The organism is Streptomyces sp. NPDC055632 (assembly GCF_053618675.1).
Map to the genome: position 1 here is coordinate 232,590 of NZ_JBSHHY010000005.1, position 15,595 is coordinate 248,184.

The 15,595-nt window shown below is 73.7% G+C and carries 14 protein-coding genes; 11 read left to right on the forward strand and 3 right to left on the reverse strand.

Annotated elements, in window-relative coordinates:
* Positions 1-21: 21 nt before the first annotated feature.
* Positions 22-2,196, forward strand: coding sequence for a 3-hydroxyacyl-CoA dehydrogenase NAD-binding domain-containing protein (locus ACWGSR_RS10215; RefSeq protein WP_376230761.1), 2,175 nt, complete (start codon positions 22-24; stop codon positions 2,194-2,196).
* 40 nt (positions 2,197-2,236) lie between these two features.
* Here ACWGSR_RS10215 and ACWGSR_RS10220 read toward each other — a convergent pair whose 3' ends face one another.
* Complete coding sequence (locus ACWGSR_RS10220) at positions 2,237-2,974, reverse strand: MerR family transcriptional regulator (protein ID WP_453565239.1); 738 nt, start codon at positions 2,972-2,974, stop codon at positions 2,237-2,239.
* 123 nt (positions 2,975-3,097) lie between these two features.
* Between ACWGSR_RS10220 and ACWGSR_RS10225 the strand changes: the two genes are divergently transcribed.
* Together ACWGSR_RS10225 and ACWGSR_RS10230 are read left to right on the forward strand one after the other, a co-directional pair.
* The gene (locus ACWGSR_RS10225) at positions 3,098-3,592 is read left to right on the forward strand and encodes a macro domain-containing protein (RefSeq protein ID WP_453565242.1); all 495 of its coding nucleotides are present in this window, start codon (positions 3,098-3,100) and stop codon (positions 3,590-3,592) included.
* A gap of 94 nt (positions 3,593-3,686) precedes the next feature.
* Positions 3,687-4,175 carry a hypothetical protein gene (locus ACWGSR_RS10230; RefSeq protein WP_376230763.1) on the forward strand — a complete coding sequence of 163 codons (489 nt, stop codon included), beginning with the start codon at positions 3,687-3,689 and terminating at the stop codon, positions 4,173-4,175.
* Positions 4,176-4,196: 21 nt separating this feature from the next.
* Here the strand turns inward: ACWGSR_RS10230 and sph are convergent, their stop codons facing one another.
* Positions 4,197-5,222 carry a sphingomyelin phosphodiesterase gene (gene sph / locus ACWGSR_RS10235; RefSeq protein WP_453565246.1) on the reverse strand — a complete coding sequence of 342 codons (1,026 nt, stop codon included), beginning with the start codon at positions 5,220-5,222 and terminating at the stop codon, positions 4,197-4,199.
* A gap of 125 nt (positions 5,223-5,347) precedes the next feature.
* Here sph and ACWGSR_RS10240 point away from each other — a divergent pair, with 125 nt between their 5' ends.
* On the forward strand, positions 5,348-5,833 hold the full coding sequence (locus ACWGSR_RS10240) for a F0F1 ATP synthase subunit B family protein (RefSeq protein ID WP_376230765.1): 486 nt from the start codon (positions 5,348-5,350) through the stop codon (positions 5,831-5,833).
* A gap of 135 nt (positions 5,834-5,968) precedes the next feature.
* Positions 5,969-6,832 carry an oxygenase MpaB family protein gene (locus ACWGSR_RS10245; protein ID WP_453565249.1) on the forward strand — a complete coding sequence of 288 codons (864 nt, stop codon included), beginning with the start codon at positions 5,969-5,971 and terminating at the stop codon, positions 6,830-6,832.
* A gap of 30 nt (positions 6,833-6,862) precedes the next feature.
* On the opposite strand, the gene ACWGSR_RS10250 is transcribed toward ACWGSR_RS10245, so the two are convergent.
* Complete coding sequence (locus ACWGSR_RS10250) at positions 6,863-8,428, reverse strand: M1 family metallopeptidase (protein WP_376230767.1); 1,566 nt, start codon at positions 8,426-8,428, stop codon at positions 6,863-6,865.
* A 225-nt stretch (positions 8,429-8,653) separates the two neighbouring features.
* Between ACWGSR_RS10250 and ACWGSR_RS10255 the strand changes: the two genes are divergently transcribed.
* From ACWGSR_RS10255 to ACWGSR_RS10280, 6 genes are all read left to right on the forward strand, one after another.
* The gene (locus tag ACWGSR_RS10255) at positions 8,654-10,696 is read left to right on the forward strand and encodes a Xaa-Pro dipeptidyl-peptidase (protein WP_453565252.1); all 2,043 of its coding nucleotides are present in this window, start codon (positions 8,654-8,656) and stop codon (positions 10,694-10,696) included.
* Complete coding sequence (locus ACWGSR_RS10260) at positions 10,693-12,024, forward strand: M14 family metallopeptidase (RefSeq protein WP_453565255.1); 1,332 nt, start codon at positions 10,693-10,695, stop codon at positions 12,022-12,024. Before ACWGSR_RS10255 ends, ACWGSR_RS10260 begins: the two co-directional genes overlap by 4 nt.
* 118 nt (positions 12,025-12,142) lie before the next feature.
* Positions 12,143-12,445 (forward strand): hypothetical protein, encoded by a 303-nt coding sequence (locus ACWGSR_RS10265; RefSeq protein ID WP_453565257.1) that lies wholly within the window; start codon positions 12,143-12,145, stop codon positions 12,443-12,445.
* Between the two features lie 371 nt (positions 12,446-12,816).
* Positions 12,817-13,320 (forward strand): hypothetical protein, encoded by a 504-nt coding sequence (locus tag ACWGSR_RS10270; RefSeq protein WP_453565259.1) that lies wholly within the window; start codon positions 12,817-12,819, stop codon positions 13,318-13,320.
* An 88-nt stretch (positions 13,321-13,408) separates the two neighbouring features.
* Entirely contained in the window at positions 13,409-15,046 is a 1,638-nt protein-coding gene (locus ACWGSR_RS10275; RefSeq protein WP_376230772.1) for an ABC-F family ATP-binding cassette domain-containing protein, read from the forward strand.
* 126 nt (positions 15,047-15,172) lie between these two features.
* Positions 15,173-15,577, forward strand: coding sequence for a hypothetical protein (locus tag ACWGSR_RS10280; protein WP_376230773.1), 405 nt, complete (start codon positions 15,173-15,175; stop codon positions 15,575-15,577).
* Positions 15,578-15,595: the final 18 nt, after the last annotated feature.

The following is a 15,595-nucleotide window of genomic DNA, read 5'->3' on the forward strand; positions in this document are numbered from 1 at the left end:
TCTTACGGAGAAGCATCAGTCATGAGCGAGAGCACCACCATCCGCTGGGAGCAGGACGAGACCGGGATCGTCACCCTCGTCCTGGACGACCCGAACCAGTCCGCCAACACCATGAACCAGGCCTTCCGGGCCTCGATCATCGCCGTCGCCGACCGCGTGGAGGCCGAGAAGGACTCCATCCGGGGCATCATCTACACCTCCGCGAAGAAGACCTTCTTCGCGGGCGGCGACCTCAAGGACATGATCCAGGCGGGCCCCGAGCACGCCCAGGACATCTTCGAGGGCGCCCTGGAGATGAAGAAGGCGCTGCGCCGCATCGAGACGATCGGCAAGCCGGTCGTGGCCGCGATCAACGGCGCCGCGCTCGGCGGCGGCTACGAGATCGCCCTCGCCTCCCACCACCGGATCGCCCTCGACGCCTCCGGCTCCAAGATCGGCCTGCCCGAGGTCACCCTCGGCCTGCTGCCGGGCGGCGGCGGCGTCACCCGCACCGTGCGCCTGATGGGCATCACCGACGCCCTCCTCAAGGTGCTGCTCCAGGGCACCCAGTACAACCCCAAGCGGGCCCTGGACAACGGCCTGGTGCACGAGCTGGCCGCCACCCCCGAGGAGATGCTCGCGAAGGCCGTCGCCTTCATCGACACCCACCCCGAGTCGCACCAGCCCTGGGACCTGCCCGGCCACAAGATCCCCGGCGGCACCCCCTCGCACCCGAAGTTCGCCGCCAACCTGCCGGCCTTCCCGGCCAACCTGCGCAAGCAGCTCAACGGCGCCCCCTACCCGGCGCCCGCCGCCATCATGGCCGCCGCCGTCGAGGGCTCCCAGGTCGACTTCGAGACCGCCTCCGTCATCGAGTCCCGCTACTTCACCGAGCTGGTCACCGGCCAGACGGCGAAGAACATGATCCAGGCGTTCTTCTTCGACCTCCAGGCCGTCAACTCCGGCGCCAGCCGCCCCAAGGGCGTCGAGCCCCGCCAGGTCCGCAAGGTCGCCGTCCTCGGCGCCGGCATGATGGGCGCCGGCATCGCCTACTCCTGCGCCCGCGCCGGCATCGAGGTCGTCCTCAAGGACGTCTCCGCCGAGTCCGCCGCCAAGGGCAAGGCGTACTCCGAGAAGCTGTGCGCCAAGGCCGTCTCGCGCGGCCGCACCACCCAGGAGAAGGCCGACGCCCTCCTCGCCCGCATCACCCCCACCGCCGAGGCCGCCGACCTCGCGGGCTGCGACGCGGTCATCGAGGCCGTCTTCGAGGACACCGCCCTCAAGCACAAGGTGTTCCAGGAGATCCAGTCCGTCGTGGAGCCCGACGCGCTGCTCTGCTCCAACACCTCCACCCTGCCGATCACCGTCCTCGCCGAAGGCGTGGAGCGCCAGGACGACTTCATCGGCCTGCACTTCTTCTCGCCCGTCGACAAGATGCCGCTCGTGGAGATCATCAAGGGCGGACGGACCAGCGACGAGGCCCTGGCCCGCGCCTTCGACCTGGTCCGCCAGATCAACAAGACCCCGATCGTGGTCAACGACTCGCGCGGCTTCTTCACCTCGCGGGTGATCGGCCAGTTCCTCAACGAGGGCGTCGCCATGGTCGGCGAGGGCATCGAGCCCGCCTCGATCGAGCAGGCGGCGGCGCAGGCCGGCTACCCGGCCAAGATCCTCTCCCTGATGGACGAGCTGACCCTGACCCTGCCCCGCAAGATCCGCAACGAGACCAAGCGGGCGATCGAGGAGGCCGGCGGCGTCTGGGCCACCCACCCGGGCGAGGCCGTGATCGACCGCATGGTCGACGAGTTCGAGCGCCCCGGCCGCAGCGGCGGCGCCGGCTTCTACGAGTACGACGAGAACGGCAAGCGGGGCAAGCTCTGGACCGGCCTGCGCGAGCACTTCACCAAGCCGGGATACGAGATCCCCTTCCGCGACATGCAGGAGCGGATGCTGTTCTCCGAGGCCATCGACACCGTCCGCCTCCTGGAGGAGGGCGTCCTGACCTCGGTCGCCGACGCCAACATCGGCTCCATCCTGGGCATCGGCTTCCCGGCCTGGAGCGGCGGCATCCTCCAGTACGTCAACGGCTACGAGGGCGGGGTCGCCGGCTTCGTCGCCCGCGCCCGCGAGCTGGCGGAGACGTACGGCGAGCGCTTCACCCCGCCGGCCCTCCTGGTGGAGAAGGCCGAGCGGGGCGAGGTCTTCACCGACGCCTGACCGGTCGCGGAGTCCGCGACCGGTCGTGGAATCCGACCGCTCACGGACTCCGGAAGGCCGTCCTCAGCTCCTCGCTCAGCGAGCGCTGGAAGGCCGTGACGAGGGCCTGGATCACCATCGGCTGCATGTGGGCCGAGAGCGACCTCATCGCTTTCAGGTGGTCCGGGTCCTCGCCGCTCTCCCGGTACGGGTTCCACACCTGCTCCTGGAAGAGCCGGGCGAGCTCCTCGGCGGCGGCCCGCGCGTGCTCCAGGAGCACGGTCCGGGAGGCGAGGATCGTCTCGTGCTCGATGGGCACGTCCAGCATCTCCACGCCGAGCCGCAGCAGCGAGCCGTCGAGCCGGTACGTGTCGGTGTCGTCGGTCCGCTCCAGGACCCCCATCGCGGCGAGCCGGTCGACGTCCCGCTCGGTCAGCGCCCGCCCGGCCCGCCGCTCCAGCTCGCGCCGGGTGGTCGACTCGGCGGACTCGGGCGCCCAGGAGGCCACCAGGGCCCGGTGGACCGCCAGGTCGCGGGCGCTGAGGTCGGGCGGCAGCTGTTCCAGGTACCGTTCGATCGCGGCGAGCGTCATGCCCTGCCGCTGGAGCTCCTCGATGAGCGCGAGCCGGGAGAGGTGCTCCGGTCCGTAGTGCCCCACCCGCCGGGCCCCGATGACGGGCGGCGGCAGGAGCCCCCGGGTCCCGTAGAACCGCACGGTCCGCACCGTCACCCCGGCCCGCGCGGCCAGCTCGTCGACGGTGTAGCTCGGTCCGCGCTCCACGTCGCTCTCGACGTCCATCCGAGCCGCCTCGTTTCCCCAGCCGTCGGCCCGCGTGTCCGGACCGCTTGAACAGTATTGCTGTCTCACCACCGGTGTAAAAGACCGGCGCGATTGTCAGTGGCGGCCCGTAGCGTGATCGTCATGAACGGGAGTGCGAACGGGATCGCGTACGTCCGGGGGGACGCGACCTCCCCGCGGGGCAAGGGCGTGAAGATCATCGCCCATGTCTGCAACGACCTGGGCGGCTGGGGGAAGGGCTTCGTCCTGGCCCTGTCGCGCCGCTGGCCCGAGCCGGAGGCCGCCTACCGCCGGTGGCACCGGGAGCGGGCGGGGAACGACTTCGGCCTGGGCGCGGCCCAGTTCGTCCGGGTCGAGCCGTACGTCTGGGTGGCCAACCTGGTGGGGCAGCGGGGGACGCGCACGGGCCGGAGCACCGGCGTCCCCGTGCGGTACGAGGCGATCGACACGGCCCTCGGGGCGCTGGCCGACAGGGCCGCCGGGCTGGGGGCGTCCGCGCACATGCCCCGGATCGGCTGCGGGCTCGCGGGCGGCTCCTGGGACCGGGTCGAGCCGCTGGTCCTCCGGCGGCTCGTGGACCGGGGGATACCGGTCACGGTGTACGACTTCGGCGCGTAAGGGGCGCGGGGCCGGGGTGGCGGCGCGGGGCCCGGGCGCGGGGGTTAGAGTCGGCCGCTGTCGCAGCGGGGGACAGGGGAGCAGGGGGGAATCGATGTACGCGGAACTCAGGGACACGGCCGGGGAATTGGCCGGGATCCTGTGGCGTGAGCACACCGTCTACCGCGAGCGGGGCGGCGGGGTGGTGATCCGGGGCGAGCACGTCCGCCGCTGGATCAGTCTGGCCCCGACCGGCGGCAAGGACCGGGCGCTGCTGCGGGCCGGGCGGATCCTGGACGGGGGGACGACGGCGCCGGCGCGCACCGAGGTGGTCGTCGACCTGTCGGCCGGGACGGCGGAGCTGGCGGCGGTCTGCCGCAGCCTGCTCGCCGACGTCGCCGCGGTGGCCGAGCCGGCGCCGGTGCCGGACCGCGGCGCAAGGGCCGGAAAGCGCGAGAGGCCGGGGCGGAAGGCTCGCGCCCCCCGCCCCGGCCGTCCCCGGAAGGAGCGGCACACGAGCGCCGGCTCCCTGTTCGTCATGGTCTGCGTCGCCGCGGTGCTCGGCGCCTGGCTCTACAGCCTCTTCGGCGGCCGGGGCTACTGAGGCGCGGCCCCGGCCCGGTCGTCAGAAGCCCGTGACCGGATAGTGGTCGGAGAGGTTCGTGTACGTGTAGGCGGTGCCCCAGCTGCTGACCGTCCACGGGGCGCTCTTCTCCAGGACCACGTGGTTGGTCCAGCCGGCCGGGCGGGCGTTGCCCGCGCGGTACAGGACGTAGTCGAGGTCCTCGCGCGGGTCGTCCGGGTAGCGCTCGGAGGCGATCGAGTTCAGGTCGGTGTCGAAGGAGTACGGGTGGCCGGTGCGGGCGTCGGCCCCCACCAGGCCCGCGTCGGCGAGCATGGTGCCGTACTCGGGCGTGTGCGAGTCGACGTTCATGTCGCCGGCGACGATCACCTGCTCGCCCGCCGGGATCTTCTTGGCGTCGAGGAAGGCGTCGATCGCCTTGAACTGGCGGCTGCGCGTCTGCGCCGCCTCGCCCGCGGCGCAGCCCGGGTCGGTGGACTGCGCGTGGGTGCCGAGCACGTGCACCCGGCTGCCGTTCACGTCGAGGACGGCGTAGGCGAAGCCCTTGTTCGACCACCAGTCGGCGCCGCACGCGTCCTTGTAGACGTACTGCTCCTTGCGGACGATCGGCCACTTGCTGAGGATCGTCACGCCGCCGTCCTCGGGCGTGGTCGCGGAGTAGGACCCGCCGGTGGCGTCCCACCCGCTCTTGCTCCGGCCCACGACCGGGGTCTGGTGCGGGTACTGCCCGGCCGCGTTCGCCTTCAGCGCGTCGGAGGCGGAGTTGTCGAAGGCCTCCTGGAGGACGACGACGTCCTGCCCCTGGAAGAAGGGGGCGGCGGGGATCGCCTTCGCCCGGTGGTCCTGCCCCCAGTTCGGGTAGAGCGACTTCGAGAAAATGAACGCGTTGTACGTGAGGACCTTCAGCCGGGGGGCCTCGGTGGTCGCGGCGGACGCGGCCGGGGCCGTCGCCGTCAGGGTGGCGGCGGCGAGGGCGAGGGAAAGAGCGGCGCCGGGGGCGCGGCGGAGCGCGGCGAACGACACGTGAACTCCCGTGGAGGCGTGGGGGATTGGCCTGGCGCCGCACATACAATCAGCCGTGGTTACCTTCCGGTAGCCTTTGGGTGCCGGGAATCTGGCCGCGCCCGCACGAGCGTGCCAACTCTCACTCCGGTGTCTCAATTACACCCATTTGCTCCAGGTAGAATGCGCGCATGACCCTCGCGAACTCGCAGATCTTCAAGATGGACCTCGGTCCGCTCAACCCCGTCTGGGCCGAGCTCATCCTCGGCCTGGTGTTGTTCGGCATCACCTTCCTCATCCTGGCGAAGGGCATCCTGCCGAAGATCAAGCGCACGCTCGACGAGCGCGAGGACGCCATCGACGGCGGCACCGACCGCGCCGACGACCTGCGCACCGAGGCCGCCCGCGTCCGCGAGCAGTACGAGGCCGAGCTCGCCGAGGCCCGCCACGAGGCCGCGCGCATCCGCTCCAAGGCCGTCGAGGAGGGCTCCGCCGCCATCGCCGCCGCCCGCGCCGAGGGCTCCGCCGAGCGCGACACCATCCTCGCCGCCGGCACCGCGAAGATCGCCGAGGAGCGCGCCGCCGCCGAGCGCGAGCTCAACGCAGACGTCGACGCCTGGGCCCACGCCCTCGCCGCCCGCATCGTCGGCGAGCCGGTCGGCGCCGACCGCGCCTGACCCCGTACACCCGGAAGGGGCCGTCGCCCTGGCGACGGCCCCTTCGTCATGCCCCTCCGGCACCGCCCCGTCATGCCTTTCGTCATGTCCTCCGCCACGGGTGCACCCTGGAGACGACCGCAGAGGAGAAGGACCGTGGAACGCGTGAAGCAGGCCGATCCCGCGCCGCCGCCCGTCGGCGGGGTGCTGTGGAGCGTCGCCGGGGACGTACGGGCGCTCCTCATGCTGCCCGCCGCCCTCACGATGCAGGTCGCCCACCCCGCGATCGGCGCCGGCGTCGACGAGCACTCCGTCTTCCGCACCGACCCCTGGGGCCGCGGCGAGCGCTCCCTGCGCTCGGTCCAGCTCTGGATCTACGGCGGCGAGGAGGCCGCCCGCGAGGGCCGCCGGCTCCGGGAGCTGCACCGCACGATCCGGGGCACCGACGCCCACGGACGCCGCTACCACGCCCTCACCCCCGCCCACTACTCCTGGGTGCACGCCACCGGCTTCCCCGTCTACCGGCACGGCCTCCGCCTGCTCTTCCGCCCCCTCACCGAGGCCCAGGAGCGGCAGCTCTACGCCGAGTGGCTCCGGGTCGGCCGCATCCTCGGCATCCACGACCGGGACATGCCGCAGACGATCGAGGAGTTCTGGCCGTACTACCGGAAGGTCCTCGCCGAGGAGCTGGAGGCCACCGTCGTCGTCCGGGAGCTCCTCGACACCGACCTGCCCGTGCCCGCCCCCGACCGGGGCCCGCTGCCGGTCCGGCTCGCCCTCCGCCTCCTCTGGCCCCTCCTGCGCCGCCCCTTCCTGCGGCTGCGCGCCTTCCTCACCGCGGGCTTCATGCCCCCGGACGCCCGCGAGGCCATCGGCCTGGAGTGGACGGACGCCCAGGAACGCACCCTGCGCCGGCTCTGCCGGGTCCTGCGGGCCGTCGTCCCCGTCCTGCCCGAGCGGCTGCGCTACCTGCCCCTGGCCGGGGAGGCGCGGAGGGCCGCCCGCCGCGCGAAGCGCTGACGGACGGCCCTCCGGGACGCGCCGTACGGCTCAGTGACCGCCGTGGCCCGCGTGGCCGCGCTCGTGGTCGTGGACCGTGTTCGTCGCCGCGATCTTCTTCCACGACTTCGGCCGCACCGGCTTCGCGGCGGCCTTCGCCCCGGCCCCGGCCTTCGCTGTCGTCTTCGGAGCCGCCGGGGCGGACAGGCCGGCCGCGGCCGCCGCCGGAGCGGCCGGCTTCGACGGCTCGTACAGCCAGGTGTCGAACAGCTCGGCCAGCGGCTCGCCGGAGACCCGCTCCGCGTACCGCACGAAGTCCGCCACCCGCGCGTTGCCGTACGCGAACTGCTTCGGCCAGCCCTTCAGGATCGCGAAGAAGTCCTCGTCCCCGATCTCGTTGCGCAGCGCCTGGAGCGCCAGCGCGCCCCGGTCGTAGACGGCGCCGTGGAACTGGTTCTCCGGGCCCGGGTCACCCGGCTTCACCGTCCAGAACGGGTCGTCGGCACCGCGCAGGGCGTACACGTAGTCCGCCAGCTCCTGCGTCGTGCCCTCGCCCTCCTTCTCCGACCACAGCCACTGGCTGTAGCGGGCGAAGCCCTCGTTGATCCAGATGTCCTTCCAGTCCCGGACGGACACGCTGTCGCCGTACCACTGGTGCGCCAGCTCGTGGACGACCACCGACACGTTCGCGCCGTTGGCGAACTGCCGCGGGCTGTAGAACGGCCGGGTCTGCGTCTCCAGGGCGAAGCCGCTGGTCACGTTGGGCACGTAACCGCCGAGCGAGTTGAAGGGGTACGGCCCGAAGACCGTCTCCAGCCACTCCGCCACCTCGGTGGTGCGCTCGATCGAGGCGCGTGCCGCGCCCGCGTGGGCGCCCAGGTCCTTGCTGTACGCGTTGAGGACGGGCAGCCCGTTCGCCGTCCGGTCCGTCGTGATGTCGAACTTGCCGACGGCGAGCGTGGCCAGATACGTCGCCTGCGGCTTGTCGGAGCGCCAGTTGAAGCGGGTCCGGCCCAGCGACGTGGACTGCGACTGCAACACGCCGTTGCTGATGGCCTGGTGACCGGCCGGCACCGAGACCGAGACGTCGAAGGTGGCCTTGTCCAGCGGGTGGTCGTTGGACGGGAACCACCACACGGCCGAGTCCGGCTCCTGCGCGGCGACACCGCCGTCCGGGGTGCGGGCCCAGGCCGACCAGCCGTCGACCTTGAACTCGGAGGGCTTGCCCGCGTAGCGGACGACCACCGAGATCTCCTTGTTCCTCTCCAGCGGGACGGCCGGGGTGACCTCCAGCTCGTGGTCGCCCGAGGCGGCGAACTTCGCGACCCGGCCGTTCACCCGGACCTCGCTGACCTTCAGCCCGAGGTCGAGGTTGAACCGGGACAGGTTCTGCTTGGTGGTGGCGAGGATCGTCGCCGTGCCCTCCAGGAGGTCCGTGGCCGGCTCGTACTTCAGGCGCAGGTCGTAGTGGGAGACGTCGTACCCGCCGTTGCCGCTGGCGGGGTAGTAGGAGTCGCCGATGCCCGGGGCCCCGGGGACGAAATCGGCCGCCGACGCCGGGATCGCCAGCATCAGGGAGGCCGCGAGGGCGCTCGGAACGATGATTCTGCGGTGCACAGGTGCTCCCCAAGTCATAAGAAACGTAAGACGCGCGGGTGGTCGTCGGTCCTTGCTTTCGACCTTATTCAGGGCCCCGACGGACCGTCACGTCCAGAGGACCTCCTGTCACACGATCGCCATTCGGCCGACACGAACCCCTCCACCCCCGGGATCACCCCGAATGGACCCTGATTCCCTCCGGCGCTCTTTTGCACGGGAGTTGACCGGGGTACGTTCCCGCCCATGCCGATGCGAAAGCGGATCACCCGCGGAGCCCGAGCGCCGTACGGAACCCTCGTGGCGGCGGCCACGGCCGCGCTGCTCGCGACCCTCGTCACCCCGGCCGGCGCCCGGACGGACCCCGCCGCGCCCGCGGCCGGGTCCGTGCGCGAGTCGCGCCCCGTCCACTCGTACGCCGACGCCGTCCGCGAGTCCGTCTGGGTCGACACCGGACTCGACGGCGACGGGGACGGACGCGCCGACCGGGTCGCCGTCGACGTCGTCCGCCCCCGGGAGCCCGCCGCGGCGGGCCGGAAGATCCCGGTGATCATGGACGCCAGCCCGTACTACGCCTGCTGCGGGCGCGGCAACGAGAGCCAGAGGAAGACGTACGACGCGGACGGGAGACCGGTGCAGTTCCCGCTGTACTACGACAACTACTTCGTCCCGCGCGGCTACGCCTTCGTCGCCGTCGACCTCGCCGGGACCAACCGCTCCGACGGCTGCGACGACGTCGGCGGACGCTCCGACGTGCGGTCCGCCAAGGCCGTCGTCGACTGGCTCAACGGCCGCGCCCGCGGCTACACCACCCGCACCGGCACGGCCCCGGCCCGCGCCACCGGCTGGAGCAACGGGAACGTCGGCATGATCGGCAAGAGCTGGGACGGCACCGTCGCCAACGGGGTGGCCGCCACCGGCGTCGAAGGGCTGAAAACGATCGTCCCCATCGGGGCCATCTCCTCCTGGTACGACTACTTCCACTCCCAGGGCGCCCCGCTCTACGACGCGAACCCGAGCTGGCTCTCCGACTACGTCGACAGCCCCGACGCGCGGGCCCGCTGCGGCGCCGTCCAGGACCGCATCACCGCCGCCACCCCCTACAGCGGCGACTGGACCGCCGCCTGGAGCGAGCGCGACCACGTCAAGGACGCCCACAAGGTGAAGGCCAGCGTCTTCGCCGTGCACGGACAGCAGGACCTCAACGTGCGGGCCGGGCAGTTCGGCAAGTGGTGGGACGCGCTCGCCGCCCACGGCGTCGAGCGGAAGGTCTGGCTCTCCCGGACCGGCCACGTCGACCCCTTCGACTTCCGGCGCGCCGACTGGGTCCGCACCCTGCACCGCTGGTTCGACCACTACCTCCTCGGCTACGACAACGGCATCGACCGCGAGCCCGCCGCCGACGTCGAACGCGCCCCGGACCGCTGGACCACCGACCGGCACTGGCCGCCGCGCGGCACCGCGACCACCACCCTGCGCCCCGCTCCCGGCGCCGCCGCAGGCCCCGGCGTCCTCGGCCGCGCCCCCACCGCCCCGGGCTCCACCGCGACCTTCACCGACGACCCGGCCCTCGGGGAGCTGGACTGGGCGGCCCGGATCGACACCGCGACCCCCGAGAAGGCCGGGTTCGTCACCCGCCCGCTCTCCCGCGACCTGCGGATCGCCGGCTCCTCCCGGGTGACGGTCACCGCCACCCCGACCACCGCCACCGCCCACCTCTCCGCCGTCCTCGTCGACCTCGGCCCCGCCACCATCCGCGACTACACGGCGGCGGGGGAGGGCATCACCACCCTCGCCCACCGCACCTGCTGGGGCGCGAGCACCCCGGGCGACAGCGCCTGCTTCAAGGAGACCGAGGCCCGCACCGCCGACGTCGCGCACACGGTCGTCAGCCGGGGCTGGGCCGACCTCGGCACCTGGGCCGACCCCCGGAAGGGGCGCCCGCTGACCCCCGGCAGGGCGTACACCCTCACCCTGGACCTCGCCGCCGCCGACCACGTCGTCCCGGCCGGCCACCGGCTCGCCCTGATCGTCGGCGGCACCGACCGGGACCTGCTCGACCCGCCGTCGACCACCCCGACCCTCACCCTGGACCTCGCCCGCACCCGGGCGGAGCTGCCGCTGGTCGGCGGCGCGGGCGCCTTCGTCCGGGCCACGACGGGACCGGCCCCGGCCGTCTCCGCGCCGAACGGACTCCGGCCGCCGTCCGGACTCCTGCCGCCGGGCGCGTCCACGCCGCCGGCCGCCGTCGCGGGTCCGCGCCTGCCCGGAGCGGGGGCCGCCCGATGAGGCCGCCCACCGCGAAGGACCGCACCGCGCGGCGGAGTTCACGACGGGCCCTCGCCCTCGCGGCGGGCGCCGCCGCCCTCGCCCTGCCGCTCGTCGCCGTCCCCGCCGAGACGGCCGGCAGCGCCCCCGCGCAACCGCCGCCGCGCACCGGCTTCGAGACGAGCCGGGGCGCCCGGTGGACCACCGAGGCCGAGGAGCGGGACTTCCTCGCGGCCGTCGACCGGGCGGGCGACCGGGTGTCGCTGCGCGAGATCGGCACCACCGCGCAGGGCCGCCCGCTCCGGCTCGTCGCCCTGGGCGCGACCCGGCCCGGCGCCACGACCGTGCTCCTCGTGTGCAGCCAGCACGGCGACGAGCCCGCCGGCCGGGAGGCCTGTCTGAGCACGGTGCGCGACCTCGCGTTCGCCCGGGCCCCGGAGACCCGGCGCCTCCTCGACCGCACCACCGTCCTGGTCGTCCCGACCGCGAACCCCGACGGCCGGGAGGCCGACACCCGGGGCAACGCCGACGGCATCGACGTCAACCGCGACCACATCGCCCTGCGGACCGCCGAGGCGCGCGCGATCGCCGCCGTCCTCCGCGACCGGCGCCCCCACCTCGTCTACGACCTGCACGAGTACGGCGCCACCCCCCGGTACTACGAGAAGGAGCTGCTCGCGCTCTGGCCCCGCAGCCTCGACACCGACCCGCACGTCCACGACGAGTCCCGGACGCTCTCGGAGAGGTACGTCCGCCCCGCCGCCGGACGCGCCGGGTACAGCACCGGGATCTACGGCATCTGGACCGACCCGCTCACCGGCGAGCCGATCCGGCAGGTCGCGGGCGACGGCCAGGAGCGGATCCTGCGCAACACGGCCGGCGTCAAGCACGCGGCCTCCCTGCTCGTCGAGACCCGGGTGGACGCGTTCGACGGGGCGGAGAAGGACGACCCGGCCCTCAACCACCGGCGCCGGGTCGCCACCCAGCACGCCGCCCTGAAGGGGATGTTCGCCCACCTCGACGAGCGGCGCGGCCCGCTGGCGGCGGCCACCGCCCGCGCCCGGCTCACCGGCTTCGCCGACCGGGGACCGGTCTTCCTCGGCGGCGCCGACAACGACCCGCCGGAGCCGGAGGAGGTCCTCGCCGACCCGCCGTGCGGCTACCGCCTGGACGCCGCGCAGTACGCCGAGGCCGGCGACGAACTCGCCCTGCACGGCGTCACCGTGCGGCGGGAGGGCGCGGGGGCGTTCGTGCCGCTGCGTCAGTCGCAGCGCGCGCTCGTCCCGCTGCTGCTCGACGGACGGGCCACCTACCACCTCGTCAGTGGGAGTCCTGTGGAGGAGTGTTGACGACCCTGTGGGGCCCGGAGTCCCTGACGTGATTCACCCGTTTGCCGAGGTAAAGTTACCTGCTGGTACTGACCATGCCTCGAACGGGTCGTCCCAGCCCGGGAGTTGGAGAACCACCATGCGCCCCCTCAAGACCGCGCGCCGCGTCCTGCCGGCCCTGCTCGCCGCCACGCTGCTGGCCGGCGGTGTCCTGGCCGGCCAGACGGCGACCGCCGAGCCCGCGGCGGCCGGCGCCATCACCTGCAACATCAGCAAGCTGAAGGCCGACGCCCGCAAGGAGCGCGACCGCGCCGCCCAGCTCAAGCGCCTCGGCGCCACGACGGAGGCCAAGAAGGCCCTCGCCAAGGCCGAGGCCCTGGAGAAGCGGGCCAGGCAGTGCGTCGACGCGGACGACACCTCCCGCCCGCCGTTCGGCAAGTAACCCCGCACGCGGGGCGGTCGGGGCGGTTGCCATCCGAAAGGAGGGCAACCGCCCCGCAGCCGTTCCGGGCCCTCCCGCCCACCCGGAGGGGACGGCGCCCGACCCGGACCGGACGGTGTCGTCGGGCCCGGACCGGACGGTGTCGCCCGGCCCGATCGGACGGTGTCGCCCGGCCCGATCGGACGGTGTCGCCCGGCCCGATCGGACGGTGTCGCCCGGCCCGGATCGGGGGCGGTGCCCGGCCCGGACCGGGAGTGCCGCCCGGCCCGGACCGAGTGGTGCCGTCCGCGTCCGACGCCGTACCCGGACCGGGACATTTCCGGGACGGATCAGCCATGGAACGGGACGGTCCGCGGGGAAATACTCGGAGCATGCCGTCCGTGTACACCAGCCTCGACCTCACCCCCGCGACCCCCGCCGCCCCCGCCGACCTCCTGGTCGACGGCAGGCCGCTGCTCCACCGGCTCGACGAGACCGACGGCGCGGACACCATCTCTCCCCTGGCGTCGGACCTCCCGCCCGTCCTCCGGGCCGCGCACGTCCGCCTCCTCCTCGACGCCGCCGGCACGGACGCGGACACCGGCGGTCACCGCCTCCCCGGCGGCCGGTACGTGATCCACTCCTGCCCCGACTGCGGGGACCCCGGCTGCGGGGCCGTCACGGCCGTCGTCGAACGCGACGGCGACGACGTCGTCTGGCGCGACTTCGCCTGGTGGACCGGCCCCGCCGTCGACCCGGCGCGCGACGGCTACCCCGGCACCGGCCCGTACCGCTTCCACGGCCCCGCCTACCGGACCGTGCTCCGCCGGCTCCTCGCCGGGCCCCGGGAGGGGACCGCGGGCGCCCCCGTCCCGGTGGGCGCCTCCCACGGCTGACCGGGGACGACCCCGGCGCACCCGGTCCCGGCGCCCGCCGCCCCGGCCCCCTCGGCGGGTCCTCCCGTCGCCTAGGATGCGTCCCCTGATGACTGCAACCCTCGTCGCCAAGGACCTCGCCGCCGGCCACGGCGAACGCACCCTCTTCGCCCAGCTCGACCTCGTCGTCGCCCCCGGCGACGTCATCGGCCTCGTCGGCGTCAACGGCGCCGGCAAGTCGACCCTGCTGCGGCTGCTCGCCGGGCTCGACGCACCGGAGGAGGGCGAGCTGAGGCTCTCCCCGCCCACCGCCTCCGTCGGCCACCTCCCGCAGGAGCCCGAGCGGCGCGAGGGCGAGACCGTCCGCGCCTTCCTCGCCCGGCGCACCGGCGTCGCCGCCGCCCAGACCGCGATGGACGAGGCCACCCAGGGCCTGGTCGACGGCACCCCCGGCGCCGACGACGCGTACGCCGTCAGCCTGGAACGCTGGCTGGACCTCGGCGGCGCCGACCTCGACGAGCGCGCCGAGGAGGTCGCCGGCTCCCTCGGGCTCACCGTCGGCCTCGACCAGCCGATGACCTCGCTCTCCGGCGGCCAGGCCGCCCGCGCCGGCCTCGCCTCCCTGCTCCTCTCCCGCTACGACGTCTTCCTCCTCGACGAGCCCACCAACGACCTGGACCTCGAAGGACTGGAGCGCCTGGAGTCCTTCGTGAAGGGGCTGCGCGCCGGGACGGTCGTCGTCAGCCACGACCGCGAGTTCCTCACCCGCACCGTCACCAAGGTCCTCGAACTCGACCTCGCCCAGCAGCAGATCACCCTGTACGGCGGCGGCTACGAGGCCTACCTGGAGGAGCGGGAGACCGCCCGCCGCCACGCGCGCGAGGAGTTCGAGGAGTACGCGGGCCGGAAGGCGGCCCTCGAAGCGCGCGGCCACATGCAGCGGTCCTGGATGGACAAGGGCGTCAGGAACGCCCGCCGCAAGGCCACCGACGGCGACAAGCTCGGCCGCAACGCCCGCAGCGAGGCCAGCGAGAAGCAGGCCGCGAAGGCCCGGCAGACCCAGCGCATGATCGAACGCCTCGACGTCGTCGAGGAGCCCCGCAAGGAGTGGGAGCTGCGCATGGAGATCGCCGCCGCCCCGCGCTCCGGCTCGGTCGTCGCGACCCTGCGCGAGGCCGAGGTCAAGCGCGGCGACTTCTCCTTCGGCCCCGTCAGCCTCCAGATCGACTGGGCCGACCGGGTCGCCGTCACCGGCGCCAACGGCGCCGGGAAGTCGACCCTGCTCGCCGCCCTCCTCGGCCGCCTCCCGCTGGACTCCGGCGACGCGTCGCTCGGCCCGGGCGTCGTCGTCGGCGAGGTCGACCAGGCCCGCAGGCTGTTCCACGGCACGGAGACCCTCCTGGAGGCGTTCTGCGCGGCCGTCCCCGACACCGAGCCCGCCGAGGTCCGGACCCTGCTCGCCAAGTTCGGCCTGAAGGCCGTCCACGTGCTGCGGCCCGCCACCACCCTCTCGCCGGGAGAGCGGACCCGGGCCGCGCTCGCGCTGCTCCAGGGCCGGGGCGTCAACCTCCTCGTCCTCGACGAGCCGACCAACCACCTGGACCTCCCGGCGATCGAGCAGCTGGAGTCCGCCCTCGACTCGTACACCGGCACGCTGCTGCTCGTCACCCACGACCGCCGCATGCTCGACGCCGTCCGCACCACCCGCCGCGTCCGGGTCGCGGACGGCAGGGTCACCGAACTCTGAGACGCCCCCGGCCCGGGCCGCCGCCTTGCACGGCCGCGACCCGGGCCGTGAACTGTACGCACGACGGCTCTCCGCGGGGCGCGGCCGGTTCCGGCCCCGCGGACGGCACTCTTCAGGAGGCACCCCATGACCGACGACGGCACCACCCGGCTCCTCGCGATGCTGGACGACCTCGACGCGGACGTCGACGCGACCATCGACCTCGCCGACGAGATCGCGGCGACGGGCGGCCCGGAACTGTTGCCGCGCCTGGAGGCGGAGCTCGGCCGGGCGGTCGAGGAGCGCAACGGCTACGCCCGCGAGCTGCTCGGCGGGGTCGTCGCGGGCATCGGCGGCACCGGGAGCCTCCCGGTCCTGGTGCGGGCCTCCGCCGTCGACCTCGGCGACGACCAGGACGGCCTGGCCGCCGAGATCGTCGACTTGGTCCAGGCGGACCCGAAGAAGGCCGAGGGCCTCCTGAGGCCCCTGACGGAGGACGACGACCTCGCCGTCGCCCACCGCGCCGACTGGGCCCTGCGCTTCCTGCCGTAATGACGTGACGACACCCGT